Origin of the sequence: Curtobacterium sp. NPDC092190 (assembly GCF_044755625.1) — a bacterium.
Taxonomy (GTDB): Bacteria; Actinomycetota; Actinomycetes; order Actinomycetales; family Microbacteriaceae; genus Curtobacterium.
The window spans coordinates 55,315-69,461 of the sequence record NZ_JBIVRJ010000007.1 but is presented as its reverse complement, the minus strand read 5'-3'; the positions used below and the strand labels follow the sequence as shown (position 1 = coordinate 69,461).

The window sequence follows — 14,147 nt, the reverse complement described above, 5'->3', positions numbered from 1 at the left end:
GGGAGGCACGGCGAGCGTTCCCCGGGAACGCTCGCCGTGCCTCCCGGCCGCGTTGCACCCCGTGGTGGGGACGGGCGTCCACCGCGCGGCCGGCCGGGTGACCGACCTGCGTCATCCCACAGGCTGATGCTCCCTCGGTATGTCAGCCAATACCGTCCCAGGGTGACCGTCCTGCGTCGCTGGGTGTGGCCCGGCCTGAAGTTCCTCGTGTTCGCCGCCATCGCGGTGTCCCTCGTCCGCCTCGCCTTCTTCGCGGCGCAGCCCGAGGGCGAGGAGACGACCCCGACCGCGCAGCTGGAGGACCCGACCGTCACCGTCGAGACGGGGGACGTCGTCAACGACGTCGAGGCGACCGGTCACGTCGAGTCCGTCGCCGCGACGCCGGTGCGTTCCACCGCCGAGGGCACCGTCAACCGGGTCTTCGTGACGAACGGCACGCACGTCGAGCAGGGCGCGCCGATCATCGACCTGCGGGTCGAGACCCCGGCGGAGGGCACGACCGAGGACGGCGAGCCCTCGCCGGCATCCGTGACCTTCGCGACCGTCGTCGCCTCGTCGTCCGGCACGGTGTCCGGACTCGACCTGGTGGCGAAGCAGCCCGTCGCGATCGGTGACACCGTCGCCCGGGTCGCCCCGGAGTCGTACCGTGTGACCGCGACGCTCGAGGCCGCGCAGCTCTACCGACTCACCTCGCGCCCCTCCGAGGCGACCGTGACCATCACGGACGGGCCGGCTCCCTTCACCTGCACGAACCTCGCGCTCAGCTCCGCGTCCGCCTCGGCGGCGGGCGAGCCGTCGGACGCGGGTCCCGACGGTGCAGACGGTGGCGCGGGCTCCTCGGGTGCCGACGGTGCGACGCAGCTGCGGTGCGACGTCCCCGGGGACGTCACCGTGTTCCCGGGGCTCGAGGTCACGGTCGCCGTGTCCGCGGGCTCGGCCGAGGGCGTGCTGACGCTCCCGACGACCGCCGTGCAGGGGACCGCGCAGCGCGGCGTCGTCACCGTCGTCGACGACGACGGGAAGCGCTCCGAGCGCCAGGTCGCCCTCGGCCTCAACGACGGCGAGACGGTCGAGGTGCGTGACGGGCTGACCGAGGGCGAGACCGTCCTGCAGTTCGTCCCCGGCAAGGAGGCGCAGCCCGAGGACGAGTTCGCCGAGGACGGCGCGGTGGTGACCGGATGAGCCTCGTGCACGTCCGCGACCTCCGGAAGTCCGTCCCGCTCCCCGACGGCTCCACGCTGGAGATCCTGCGCGGTGTCGACCTCGACGTCGAGGCGGACAGCCGCGTCGCCATCGTCGGCCGCTCGGGCTCGGGCAAGTCGACCCTGCTCAACGTCCTCGGCCTGCTCGACACCCCGAGCGAGGGGATGCACGAGTTCGACGGGCGGGACGTCGGCCGTGCCGGCTCGGTCCGACGCGACCGGGTGCGCGGCGCGGACGTCGGCTTCGTCTTCCAGCAGTTCAACCTGCTGCAGGGTCGCACCGCGGTCGAGAACGTCGAGGTCCCGTTGCTCTACGCGACCGGCCGGGCGTTCTGGTCCCGTCGTCGCCTGGCACTGGAGATGCTCGACCGGGTGGGCCTCGCCGACCGTGCCGACACGCAGCCGCACCGGCTCTCCGGCGGGGAGCAGCAGCGCGTCGCCATCGCCCGGGCACTCGTCCGGTCGCCGCGGCTCATCCTCGCCGACGAGCCGACCGGTGCACTCGACGTCGACACCGGCCGCGTGGTCATGGAGCTGCTCGAGACCGTCGCGGCCGAGACCGGCGCGGCGCTCGTCACCATCACCCACGACACCGCGGTCGCAGCACGGGCGGACGTCGTCCACCGGATCGACCACGGGCTCGTCGTCGACACGGCAGCGTCCGCTACCGAGTCCGCCTCCGCGTCCGAGTCCGCCTCCGTCGAGCGGCCGGGGGTGGCGGCGTGAACCGGCTCCTCACCACCGTCGTCGGGACGTTCGTCGAGTCCTGGCAGGAGCTCCGCGTGCACCGCGGCCGGGTCGTGCTCAGCCTGATCGGGGTCACGATCGCGGTGGCGTCGCTCGCGGTCGTCGTCGGGTTCGGGTCGCTCGCCGAGCGGGTGACCGCCGCCTTCAACGAGCAGTACGGCGGACGGCCGGCGACCTACCAGGTCACCGGCTCGTCCTCGGCCACGGGGGACGGCACGGGTGCCGCTGCCGCGGCCGACGCCGAGGCGCTCGACCGGGAACTCCGCGCCGGTGCCGAGCGCTACCACGTCCGGTTCTCGACCGAGGCGTCGTGGACGCAGCGCCCCGTGCAGTTCCCCGACGGGGTCACCCTGGCCCAGGGCGTCACCGTCGACCCCGCGTACGCCGAGATGCACCGCGTCCGCGTCGACGACGGCGCGTGGTTCACCGAGGACGACCGGGATCGACTCGCGCCGGCGCTCGTCGTCAACCAGGCGTTCCTCGACCGTCTCGGCAGCCCGGACGTCGTCACGCACCCGGTCGTGCGCCTGCCGGGGACGCCCGACGTCACCGCGGTCGTGATCGGCCGGTACGTGTCCTCGGAGTACGACACCGAGCCGATGTTCTACCAGCTGGCGCGGTCGGTCGCGACGTCGAGCGCGGAGGCCGCACCCGACGACGGTTCGCAGCGGCTGTTCGAGGTGTGGGTACCGGAGAGCGACGGGAAGGCGGTCGCCGGACGGATCGCATCGGACGCCGAGCGGGCGCTCGGCCCCGGGTGGACCGTCGACGCGAACCGTTCCGACGCGGCCGGCTCGGTCGACGGCGACCCGCTCGGTGCGCTGCGCTGGGTGATCGCCGGGGTCGCCGTCCTCGTCCTGGTGCTCGGCGGGCTCGGGCTGCTCAACGTGTCGCTGGTGAGCGTCCGGCAGCGGATCCGCGAGATCGGCATCCGACGCGGGGTCGGTGCGACCGCCGGACGCATCTTCGTCGCCGTGCTGCTCGAGAACGTGCTGGGGACGCTGGTCGCCGGCGGGATCGGCGTCATGGTCGGCGCGGCGGTGCTCGGGAACGAGACCGTCCGGGGGCTCATCACGAGCGGGGTCGACGTCGGGGGAGCGCCCTTCCCGGTCGAGGCGGCGCTGATCGGTGTCGGCTCGGCGCTGCTCGTCGGGGCGCTCGCCGGGTTCCTGCCCGCGATCGTGGCGGTCCGGGTCAAGGTCATCGACGCGATCCGGTACTGAGCGCGGAGGGCGTCCGGTCGCGGCGGGGCATCCACGGAATGTCCCGAGCGGGGATTAGGCTCCGTCGCATGGCCGGAGGCACCAAGTCGACCACGCGCTCGCGCGCGTCCACGTCGTCCCGCGGGAGCGGGTCGCGCGGTACGTCGCGCACGCAGGCCACGACGAAGAAGCTGCCGCAGGCGGCACCCACCCCGGTGTTCCGCGAGCAGAACCCCGTCGTGACCGCATGGCTCGCGATGGCGCACGGCGTCGGAGCACTGTTCCGGCTGCTCGGCAAGGAGACCCTCGCCAAGGACGAACGACGCGACGGTTTCCCGTTCCTCCTGTTCGTGCTCGCGCTCGCGGGCGGTGTCGTCGAGTGGCTCAACCCCACGAACCCGGTGTCCGTCACGCTCGACGCCTACACGTTCGGCGGGCTCTTCGGGCGACTGGCGGTCGCACTGCCCGTCATCATGATCGTCTTCGCCGGATGGCTCTTCCGCCACCCGGCGTCGGTGCACGACAACACCCGGATCGGCATCGGTCTCGGGCTGATGCTCGTCTCCATCGCGTCGCTCTGCCACGTGTTCGGCGGACAGCCGAGCGCGTCCGACGGGATGGTCGCCCTGGCCGCCGCCGGTGGTGTCCTCGGCTGGGTGGTGATCAGCTGGCTCGTCGCGGTCGCCACCGTGTGGGTCGCGGTGCCGGTCGCGGTGGTGCTGCTCGTGCTGTCGCTCTTCATCATCACGAAGACCCCGCCGAACAAGACCGGTCGCCGGCTCCACGAGCTGTACGCGTACCTGTTCGGTGCGCCGGCCCCCGTGGCCGAGGACGAACCCGCCACCGAGGCGGACGCCGCTCCGGCCGCGCCCCGAGCACGGACGTCGAAGCGCCGCACGAAGGACCAGACCGACTTCCCGCTGTTCGAGGACCTCGGGTTCGAGGACGAGCAGGCTGCCGGCAGCGAGGACGCCGAGAGCACCGTCCCGTGGTGGCGCCGGAACAAGTCCGGTCGCGAGGAGGACCCGGCGTACGACAGCCCCGTGCTGCCCGCGTCGGCGACGCAGGCCGTGCCCGACCGCGGAACCGGTGCCGGAGTCGGCGTCGGTGCCGGTACGGCTGCAGGTGCCGCTGCCGGTGCCGCTGCTCCGGCCGTCGGCGCGAACGCGGGCGCGGCCGCCGGACTCGTGGACCACACGCCCGCGGTGCCCGCCTCGGTGAACCTCAACGACTCGGTCGAGCACGACGACGTGCACGGCGCACAGGAGGTCGAGCAGGACCTCGCCGTCGCCGAACAGGCCCTCCGCGACTTCGGCACCCCGGTGCCCGAGCAGCCCGCGGCGGTCGCCCGGCCCGACGCCGGAGTCTCCCCGGTGGTCTCGCCGACGGCGCCCGAGCCCGAGGCCGCTGACGACGGCCTGCCCGCCGCGACCGCCGCCGACGAGGACCCGGCAGCCCCGTACCGCCTGCCCGCAGCCACCACCCTCAGCGCCGGCACCCCCTCGGTCGCCCGCAGCCAGGCGAACGACGACATCGTGGCGGCGATCACCGGCGTGCTCACCGAGTTCAAGGTGGATGCGAAGGTCACGGGGTTCTCGCGCGGACCGACGGTCACGCGCTACGAGATCGAGCTCGGTCCCGGTGTGAAGGTCGAGCGCGTCACGGCGCTGTCGAAGAACCTGTCGTACGCCGTCGCGTCGAACGAGGTCCGCATCCTGTCGCCGATCCCGGGCAAGAGCGCGATCGGCGTGGAGATCCCGAACACAGACCGCGAGATCGTCTCCCTCGGCGACGTCCTGCGCTCCGGCGCGGCCACGAAGTCGAAGCACCCGATGACCATCGGCGTCGGCAAGGACGTCGAGGGCGGCTTCGTCGTCGCGAACCTGGCGAAGATGCCGCACCTGCTCGTCGCCGGCTCCACGGGCTCCGGCAAGTCGGTGTTCATCAACTCGATGATCACCTCGCTGCTGATGCGCGCGAAGCCGTCCGAGGTCCGCATGGTCCTCGTCGACCCGAAGCGCGTCGAGCTGTCGATCTACGCCGGGGTCCCGCACCTCATCACGCCCATCATCACGAACCCCAAGAAGGCCGCCGAGGCGCTGCAGTGGGTCGTGAAGGAGATGGACATGCGGTACGACGACCTGGCGTCGTTCGGGTTCCGGCACGTCGACGACTTCAACAAGGCCGTGCAGAACGACGAGATCGTCCTGCCCGCCGGCAGCGAGCGGAAGCTCAAGCCGTACCCGTACCTGCTCGTCGTGGTCGACGAGCTCGCGGACCTCATGCTCGTCGCCCCTCGGGACGTCGAGGAGTCGATCGTCCGGATCACCCAGCTCGCCCGTGCCGCCGGCATCCACCTGGTGCTCGCGACGCAGCGGCCCTCGGTCGACGTCATCACCGGTCTCATCAAGGCGAACGTCCCGTCGCGCGTGGCCTTCGCGGTCACGAGCGTCACCGACTCGCGGGTCATCCTCGACCAGCCGGGCGCCGACAAGCTCATCGGGCAGGGTGACGGGCTCTTCCTGCCGATGGGCTCGTCGAAGGCCGTCCGTGTGCAGGGTGCCTGGGTGCAGGAGAGCGAGGTCGCCGAGGTCGTCGCGCACGTCACGCGCCAGGCGCGCCCCGAGTACCGGCAGGACGTCCAGGCCGTGGTGGAGCGCAAGGAGATCGACGCCGACATCGGCGACGACCTCGAGCTCCTGCTCGCCGCGGTCGAACAGGTCGTCTCGACCCAGTTCGGCTCGACCTCGATGCTGCAGCGCAAGCTCCGCGTCGGCTTCGCGAAGGCGGGCCGACTGATGGACCTCATGGAGTCGCGTGACATCGTGGGGCCGTCCGAGGGGTCGAAGGCCCGCGACGTGCTCGTCACGCCCGACCAGCTCCCGGGCGTGCTCGCGAAGCTCCGGGGCGAGGAGCCGCCGGCTGCTCCGGCTGCCGACGGACCGCCGTCGGTCCGGCCGGGAGGCACGACCTCCGTCGCCGGGGCCGACTCGGCTCCGGCTGCGGCCGGCTCCGGGGCTCCTGCCGGACCCGCCGGGGCGGGTGCCGGTGGTCAGGACGACGACCGGTACGGCTCGGACCCGGTGGCGGACATGACCCGCGGGTACCCTGAGGTCGAGGACGACGGACCGGACGAGGACGCATGGGGACTGACGGGCAGGGAGTGAGCACGTGACCAGCTCGGAGACCACACACGGGGCTCGGTTCCCCTGGCGCGGACGGTTGCTCCGCAAGGGGGACGGCCCGGCATCGACCGCGAACGTCGCCAACATCATCACCGTGGTGCGCATCCTCATGGCGCCGCTCTTCTTCGTGATGCTGCTCTCCGACGGCGGCCAGGACACGTCGTTGCGCGTCTGGGCGGCCGTCGTGTTCGTCGTCGCGATCGTCACGGACAGTGCGGACGGCATCATCGCCCGACGCCAGAACCTGGTCACGGACTTCGGCAAGCTCGTCGACCCGATCGCCGACAAGGTCCTGATCGGCGGTGCCCTCGTCGCGCTGTCGATCCTGGGTGAGCTGCCGTGGATCGTCACGGTGCTGATCATGCTCCGGGAGATCGGCATCACCGTGTTCCGCTTCGCCGTGCTGTCCGACCGGGTCATCCCGGCGAGCCGCGGCGGCAAGATCAAGACCGTGCTGCAGGCCGTCGCGATCACGCTCGCACTGTTCCCGTGGTGGAACGTCGTCGGTGACCTGGCGCACTGGGTGAACGGCATCCTCATGACGGCGGCGCTCCTCGCGACGGTGCTCAGCGGGGCGGACTACCTGTGGCAGGCCTGGAAGCACAACCGCCGAGCAGCATGACGTCGGCCGGTACCGGGGCCGCCGGTCCGACGGGTCGGTCGTCGATGCCGGGGTCGGGGTCGCAGTCGGGGTCGGTGTCGGACGAGGAACTCGCGCGCGCGCTCGTCGGTGTCCTGACCGCCCGGGGCGAGACCGTCGCGGTCGCCGAGTCCCTCACGGGCGGACTCGTCGTCGCGACGCTCGTGGGCGTCCCCGGGGCCAGCGCCGTCGTCCGCGGCGGGGTGGTCGCCTACGCCACGCCGGTGAAGGCGACGGTGCTCGGGGTCGACGCCGACCTGCTCGCGTCGAACGGCGCGGTCGACCCGGAGGTTGCACGGCAGATGGCCTCGGGCGTCCGGACGGCCCTGGCGGTGGACGGCGTCCCCGCCACGTGGGGGATCAGCACGACCGGCGTCGCCGGACCGGACCCGCAGGACGGCAAGCCGGTGGGCACCGTCTTCGTCGGCATCGCATCCGCGGAACGCAGTGTCGCGACGGAGTTGCACCTCGAGGGGGACCGGGCAGCAATCCGCTCGGCCACCGTCTCCGAACTCCTGGCACGGATGACGACCGAGGTCGACAGCGGGGAATAGGTCCTGTTGCCACTGGGTTACATCCCACGCAATCTCCAGCAGGACGGCAGCCGGCGTGGTTAGCATGCTGCGAACGGCAACGCTACTGTTGCTGAACCCGACCCCAGGTCACCCGGACCGGGCGGGCGCGGAGACGACAGGAAGGAGGAGTCCACATGGTTCTCGTTCGTCAGGAGATCGGCGACGTGCTTCGGGACTTCCGCTTGCAGAAGGGCCGGACCCTCCGTCAGGTCGCATCCAAGGCCAGTGTCGCGCTCGGGTACCTCAGTGAGGTCGAGCGTGGTCAGAAGGAGGCCAGCTCCGAGATCCTCGCCTCGGTCGCGGATGCCCTCGACACCCCGATCTCGACCATCATGCGCGAGGTGGGCGACCGTCTCGCAGTCGTCGAGGGGCTCACCCCGGTCCCCGACACGCTGCCCGACGACCTCGTCGCCGAGTTCGACAACGACCTCGCGGTGCGCTGACGCACCATCCCCTCGAACGCCCTCGCCGGTCCGCCGGCGGGGGCGTTCGTCGTTACGCTGGACCGATGCGCGTGAGTGAGTTCTGGCGAGCCGTCGACCAGGTGTTCGGGGAGGCCTACGGCGCCGTGGTGTCCCGCGACGTCGTGCTCGAGGAGCTCGGTGGACGTTCGGCGGCGGACGCGCTCGACGCGGGCATCGACGCCAGGCGGGTGTGGGAAGCACTCTGTGACTCGCAGGACGTCCCGCTGGACAAGCGGCACGGCAAGGGCCTGGCCGAGCCGCGCGACTGACGCCGTCGTCCGAAACTGTGTTCGGCGTGTTGCTCGAACGCGTGTTCGATCGGTGCTAGGTTCCTGCACATCGGCGCTGTCCCGGACCATCGTCCACAGGTCGCGCGGCCGCAGGCAGTGATGTCGGTGGCCCGCCCTAGGTTCGAGGTCATCGGGAACAGCCCGAAGCCTTGTCGCCGAACACCAGCCCTGCACCACCGGCTGGGGTGGACGCGACAGCCTACAGGCGGCCGACACCGAGCACGAAGGAGCACCCCATGCCATCACCCGCAGACCGCGAGAAGGCCCTCGAGACCGCACTCGCCCAGATCGACCGGCAGTTCGGCAAGGGGACGGTCATGCGTCTCGGCTCGGACGAGCGCGCGCCGGTCGCCACCATCCCGACCGGCTCCGTCGCGCTCGACGTCGCACTCGGCATCGGCGGCCTCCCGCGCGGCCGCATCATCGAGATCTACGGCCCGGAGTCGTCGGGTAAGACGACCCTGACGCTGCACGCCATCGCGAACGCGCAGCGCGCGGGTGGCATCGCAGCCTTCATCGACGCGGAGCACGCGCTCGACCCCGAGTACGCGAAGAAGCTCGGTGTCGACATCGACGCCCTCCTCGTGTCGCAGCCCGACACCGGTGAGCAGGCGCTCGAGATCGCCGACATGCTCGTCCGCTCGGGGTCGATCGACCTGATCGTCGTCGACTCGGTCGCTGCCCTGGTGCCGCGCGCCGAGATCGAGGGCGAGATGGGCGACTCGCACGTGGGTCTCCAGGCGCGCCTCATGTCCCAGGCCCTGCGCAAGCTCGCCGGTGGCCTGAACCAGACGCAGACCACGATGATCTTCATCAACCAGCTGCGCGAGAAGATCGGCGTGTTCTTCGGCAGCCCCGAAACGACCGCCGGCGGCAAGGCGCTCAAGTTCTACGCGTCGGTCCGCCTCGACATCCGTCGCATCGAGACGCTGAAGAGCGGGACTGACGCCGTCGGCAACCGCACCCGCGTCAAGGTCGTGAAGAACAAGATGGCTCCGCCCTTCAAGCAGGCCGAGTTCGACATCCTGTACGGCACGGGCATCTCGCGCGAGGGCTCGCTGCTCGACTTCGGTGTCGACCACGGCATCGTGAAGAAGTCGGGTGCTTGGTACACCTACGACGGCGACCAGCTCGGGCAGGGCAAGGAGAACTCGCGCTCGTTCCTGATCCAGAACGCGGACATCGCGGCGGAGATCGAGGGCAAGATCCTCGCGAAGCTCGGCGTCGGTGGCGCCAAGGCCGATGCTCCGGTCGAGTCGATCGCGCCGAAGCTGGCGGAGCGCAAGGGCGCGTGACCGGCGCAGACGACCACGACGAGGGCCTCGCACCGGTCACCGACCTGTTCGGTGCGCGGTCCCGTCGTGGTCGACGCACCCCGCCGGCGGAGCCGGAACCTGTCCGATCGAGTCCGTTCGAGCCGGGCACGGTCGGGCCGGGGACGGTCGGGCCGGGCACGGTCGAGCCGAACCCGGTCGAGCCGAGCCTGAGCCCGGTCGATCTGGCTCCGCGCGCGGAGCGTGGCGTTCCCGGCGGCACCGGGTCGTCCGACGACGGCTGGGCGCCCGAGTCGATGGTGCTCGGTGACGACGAACGGCGGTTCGGCCGGGCACCGACCACCGCGGTGAACGACGAGTCCGAGTCCGCCAGGTCGGGGTCGGCGACGGGGACGCCCGTCGAGGACGACCCGCCGGTGCCGGCCGCGATCCCCTTCCGCGGACAGCAGTCCGAGGCGGAGTGGGTGTCGCCGGTCGTCGGCGACGGCTCCGGTCGGAGTGCACGCGCCGAGCAGCACGGGTACGACGACGACGACACCGCGGACGCCGCGAGCGCATCGGTGTTCGCCATCGCCAGCGGTGACGAGATCGACCCGGCCGACGCCCCACGACCGCTCGACGAGCAGCGCGCCGATGCCGAGCGCGTGAGCATGCGCGCGCTCGGGCGCAAGGGGGTCAGCGAGTCGGAGATGCGGCAGCTGCTGACGAAGCAGGACCTCGACGACGACGTCGTCGAGCACGAGGTCGCCCGACTGGTGCGCGTGGGCCTGCTCGACGACGTGGCCCTCGCCACCGACCTGGTGGACCGGCTGCACGAGCGCAAGGGCCTCGGTCGCCAGGGCGTGGTCGCCGAGCTGCGGCGCCGTGGCATCGACCAGGCGGCGATCGACGCGGCGCTCGAGGCCGCGGAGGACGACGCCGACGACGAGTTCGTCCGCGCGATCGAGCTCGCTGAGAAGCGTGCACGCCAACTCCGTGGGCTCGACCGTGCGACTGCCGAGCGGCGCCTGAGCGGCTTCCTGATGCGCAAGGGGTACGGCTCGGGAGTCGTCCGCATCGCGGTGGAGCGGGCGCTCGACGGTCCGCCGCGACGCTCGCCCTCGGGTGGGGGCACCGTCCGCTTCGAGTAGCACGGCGGCGGGCTCGACGGCCGTCCTGCGGACGCCGCGGTCGACCTACACTGGGACGATCATGGCCACCGTCGAAGCCCGCCCCAGAACCTACGAGGTCCGCACCCACGGGTGCCAGATGAACGTCCACGACTCGGAGCGCCTGAGCGGGTCGCTGCAGGCGGCCGGGTACGTCGCGTCGGACGGCGAGCAGGCGGACGTGGTCGTCATCAACACCTGCGCCGTGCGCGAGAACGCGGACAACCGTCTCTACGGCAACCTCGGGCAGCTCGCGGGCGTCAAGCGCACGCACCCCGGCATGCAGATCGCCGTCGGCGGGTGCCTGGCGCAGAAGGACAAGAACGTCATCCTCGAGAAGGCGCCCTGGGTCGACGTCGTCTTCGGCACGCACAACATGGGGTCGCTGCCGACCCTGCTCGAGCGGGCCCGGCACAACGACGAGGCGCAGATCGAGATCCTCGAAGCGCTCGACGTGTTCCCGTCGACGCTGCCGACCAAGCGCGACTCCACGCACAGCGGCTGGGTGTCGATCTCCGTCGGCTGCAACAACACCTGCACCTTCTGCATCGTCCCGTCGCTCCGTGGCAAGGAGAAGGACCGTCGTCCGGGCGACGTGCTCGCCGAGATCCAGGCGCTCGTCGACGACGGAGCCATCGAGGTGACGCTGCTCGGGCAGAACGTCAACTCCTACGGCGTGGAGTTCGGCGACCGTCAGGCGTTCGGCAAGCTGCTCCGGGCCGCCGGTCAGATCGACGGCCTCGAGCGCGTGCGGTTCACGAGCCCGCACCCGGCCGCGTTCACCGACGACGTGATCGACGCCATGGCCGAGACCCCGAACGTCATGCCCCAGCTGCACATGCCGCTGCAGTCCGGGTCGGACCGGGTGCTCAAGGCCATGCGTCGGAGCTACCGGAGCGAGCGGTTCCTCGGCATCCTCGACCGCGTGCGGGCGAAGATCCCGGACGCAGCGATCTCCACCGACATCATCGTGGGGTTCCCAGGTGAGACCGACGAGGACTTCGAGGACACCCTGCGCGTCGTGGAGCAGTCGCGGTTCGCCTCGGCCTTCACGTTCCAGTACTCGATCCGTCCGGGCACGCCGGCGGCGACGATGCCGGACCAGCTGCCGAAGGAGGTCGTGCAGGAACGCTACGACCGGCTCATCGCGCTGCAGGACCGCATCACCGCCGAGGAGCACGCGAAGCAGGTCGGTCGGAGCGTCGAGGTGCTCGTCGCCACCGGCGAGGGCAAGAAGGACGAGACCACGCACCGCCTGTCCGGCCGTGCCGAGGACTCCCGCCTCGTGCACTTCGCCGTGCCGCAGGGCTCCGCCGTCCCGCGTCCCGGCGACGTCGTCACCGTCGAGATCACGCGCGCAGCCCCGCACTTCCTGATCGCCGACAACGAGGGCCCCCTGCGGATCCGTCGGACCCGTGCCGGTGACGCCTGGGACCGTGCGCAGGCCGAGAGCTGCGGTGTGCCGACCCCGTCCGCCCCGGGCGCCGGGCCCCGTCCGGTCTCGCTCGGGCTGCCGAGCCTCCGTGTCGGACGCTGACCGGCCGCTCGCGGCGGTCGGACCGCGCCAGGACGGTACCCCCGACCTGATCGCGGTCGTCGGTGCGACCGGCACCGGCAAGTCCGAGGTCGCCCTCGCCGTCGCGGAACGGCTGCGGGCGAGCGGCCGTCCCGCGGAGGTCGTGAACGCCGACGCCATGCAGCTCTACCGCGGCATGGACGTCGGCACCGCCAAGCTGTCGGTCGCGGATCGGCGGGGCATCCCGCACCACCAGCTCGACGTGCTCGCGGTGACCGACGAGGCGAGCGTCGCGGCCTACCAACGCGGCGCCCGTGCGGACGTCGAACGGATCACGGCGGACGGCGGCACCGCGGTGCTCGTCGGCGGCAGCGGGCTCTACGTGTCGGCGGTGCTGTTCGACCTCGCCTTCCCCGGCACCGACCCGGAGCTCCGCGCCGAGCTCGAGCGCGAGCACGCCGAGCACGGGCCGAACGCCCTCCTCGCGCGCCTGCGCGCCCTGGACCCGGCCGCGGCAGCCGACGTCGACTCCCGCAACCCTCGGCGGCTCATCCGGGCCGTGGAGATCGCGAGCCGGTCCGAGGTCGTGACCCCGCGCCTCCCGGCCGCGCCCCGCGCATGGCGACCGGCTCGGGTGCTGCACCTGCACCGCGAGCGCAGCGGGCTCGTCGCGTCCCTGCACGCGAGGGCCGAGCGGATGTTCGCCGACGGCCTCGTCGACGAGGTGGAGGCGCTCCGCGCGGAGGGGTTGGAGCAGGGACGCACGGCGCGCGCGGCGATCGGGTACTCCCAGGCGCTCGACGTCCTGCACGGCCGAGCGACGACGGCCGAGGCGGTGGAGGCGACGGCGGTCGCGACCCGCAAGTACGCCAGGCGACAGGTGTCCTGGTTCAAGCGGTACGACGCCGAGGTGATCGACGTCAGCGGCGCCGACGTCGCGGGGCTGCATGCGGCGGCCCGTAGGATCGTGCCGTGACCGAGCTGCACTTCACGAAGGGCCAGGGGACGGGCAACGACTTCGTCCTGTTCGCCGACCCCGACGCAACGGTCGACCTGACCCCCGAGCGCATCCGGGCCATCGCCGACCGCCGCTTCGGCGTGGGCGCCGACGGTGTCATCCGGGCGGTCCGGTCGGAGGCGATCCCCGAGGGGCGCACGCTCGTCGCCGTCGAACCCGCCGCCACCTGGTTCATGGACTACCACAACGCCGACGGCTCGGTCGCCGAGATGTGCGGGAACGGCATCCGCGTCTTCGCGCGGTACCTGACCGAGTCCGGGCTCGTCGACCTCGCGCCGGGGGAGACGCTCACGGTCGGCAGCCGCAAGGGGCTCGTCGACGTCCAGCGCACCACGAACGGCTTCTCGGCCGACCTCGGGCGCTGGGGCCTCGGCATCGAGGGCGGCGGGGCGAACGACGTCACCGTGCGGGCGAAGGAGCTCGACGGTGCACGACCCGGACTCGGCATCGACGTCGGCAACCCGCACGTCGTCGTGGCCGTGGCGACCGAGGACGAGCTCGCCGAGGTCGACCTGACGTACGTCCCCGTCCTCGACCCGGCGCCCGCAGCGGGCGCGAACGTCGAGTTCGTGCTGCCCGGTGACCCCCTCGTCAAGGACGGCGTGGGGGAGATCACCATGCGCGTGCACGAACGGGGGAGCGGCGAGACGCTGTCCTGCGGCACCGGTGCGGTCGCGGCCGCCCTCGCGACGCGGTACTGGGCGGGGCCCTCGGCGCCGGACACCTGGCGGGTGCGGGTGCCGGGCGGGGTCGTCACCGTGCGGATGTTCGCGGCGGAGGACGGCGAGCACGTCGCGCTGGCCGGTCCGGCAGAGCTCGTGTTCTCCGGGGACCTGACCGTCTGACGGTGCTGCGGTGCTGCGGTGCTGCGGTGCTGCGGTGCTGC

At 72.0% G+C, this 14,147-nt stretch carries 13 protein-coding genes; all 13 read left to right on the top strand.

Annotation, left to right across the window (positions count from 1 at the left end):
• Nucleotides 1-162: 162 nt before the first annotated feature.
• Nucleotides 163-1,182 (top strand): HlyD family efflux transporter periplasmic adaptor subunit, encoded by a 1,020-nt coding sequence (locus ACIQFY_RS15525; RefSeq protein ID WP_400340839.1) that lies wholly within the window; start codon nt 163-165, stop codon nt 1,180-1,182.
• Nucleotides 1,179-1,928 (top strand): ABC transporter ATP-binding protein, encoded by a 750-nt coding sequence (locus ACIQFY_RS15520; protein WP_400340837.1) that lies wholly within the window; start codon nt 1,179-1,181, stop codon nt 1,926-1,928. Before ACIQFY_RS15525 ends, ACIQFY_RS15520 begins: the two co-directional genes overlap by 4 nt.
• Nucleotides 1,925-3,172, top strand: coding sequence for an ABC transporter permease (locus ACIQFY_RS15515; RefSeq protein WP_209686057.1), 1,248 nt, complete (start codon nt 1,925-1,927; stop codon nt 3,170-3,172). The genes ACIQFY_RS15520 and ACIQFY_RS15515 overlap by 4 nt, the downstream gene beginning before the upstream one ends.
• Before the next feature lie 68 nt (nt 3,173-3,240).
• Entirely contained in the window at nt 3,241-6,318 is a 3,078-nt protein-coding gene (locus ACIQFY_RS15510) for a DNA translocase FtsK (protein ID WP_400340835.1), read from the top strand.
• A gap of 4 nt (nt 6,319-6,322) precedes the next feature.
• Entirely contained in the window at nt 6,323-6,958 is a 636-nt protein-coding gene (gene pgsA / locus ACIQFY_RS15505) for a CDP-diacylglycerol--glycerol-3-phosphate 3-phosphatidyltransferase (RefSeq protein WP_066653285.1), read from the top strand.
• 44 nt (nt 6,959-7,002) lie between these two features.
• Nucleotides 7,003-7,530 carry a CinA family protein gene (locus ACIQFY_RS15500; protein ID WP_400340869.1) on the top strand — a complete coding sequence of 176 codons (528 nt, stop codon included), beginning with the start codon at nt 7,003-7,005 and terminating at the stop codon, nt 7,528-7,530.
• A 155-nt stretch (nt 7,531-7,685) separates the two neighbouring features.
• The gene (locus tag ACIQFY_RS15495; RefSeq protein ID WP_058742950.1) at nt 7,686-7,994 is read left to right on the top strand and encodes a helix-turn-helix domain-containing protein; all 309 of its coding nucleotides are present in this window, start codon (nt 7,686-7,688) and stop codon (nt 7,992-7,994) included.
• Between the two features lie 65 nt (nt 7,995-8,059).
• Nucleotides 8,060-8,284 carry a DUF3046 domain-containing protein gene (locus tag ACIQFY_RS15490; RefSeq protein ID WP_209686053.1) on the top strand — a complete coding sequence of 75 codons (225 nt, stop codon included), beginning with the start codon at nt 8,060-8,062 and terminating at the stop codon, nt 8,282-8,284.
• A 257-nt stretch (nt 8,285-8,541) separates the two neighbouring features.
• A complete protein-coding gene (gene recA, locus ACIQFY_RS15485) occupies nt 8,542-9,600 on the top strand; it encodes a recombinase RecA (RefSeq protein ID WP_066653287.1) in 1,059 nt (352 codons plus the stop codon).
• Complete coding sequence (locus ACIQFY_RS15480; protein WP_400340832.1) at nt 9,597-10,709, top strand: RecX family transcriptional regulator; 1,113 nt, start codon at nt 9,597-9,599, stop codon at nt 10,707-10,709. The genes recA and ACIQFY_RS15480 overlap by 4 nt, the downstream gene beginning before the upstream one ends.
• 61 nt (nt 10,710-10,770) lie before the next feature.
• Nucleotides 10,771-12,264, top strand: coding sequence for a tRNA (N6-isopentenyl adenosine(37)-C2)-methylthiotransferase MiaB (gene miaB, locus ACIQFY_RS15475; protein ID WP_400340830.1), 1,494 nt, complete (start codon nt 10,771-10,773; stop codon nt 12,262-12,264).
• On the top strand, nt 12,251-13,219 hold the full coding sequence (gene miaA, locus ACIQFY_RS15470) for a tRNA (adenosine(37)-N6)-dimethylallyltransferase MiaA (RefSeq protein ID WP_400340828.1): 969 nt from the start codon (nt 12,251-12,253) through the stop codon (nt 13,217-13,219). Before miaB ends, miaA begins: the two co-directional genes overlap by 14 nt.
• The gene (dapF, locus tag ACIQFY_RS15465; protein ID WP_066653297.1) at nt 13,216-14,106 is read left to right on the top strand and encodes a diaminopimelate epimerase; all 891 of its coding nucleotides are present in this window, start codon (nt 13,216-13,218) and stop codon (nt 14,104-14,106) included. The genes miaA and dapF overlap by 4 nt, the downstream gene beginning before the upstream one ends.
• The last annotated feature ends 41 nt before the right edge of the window (nt 14,107-14,147 follow it).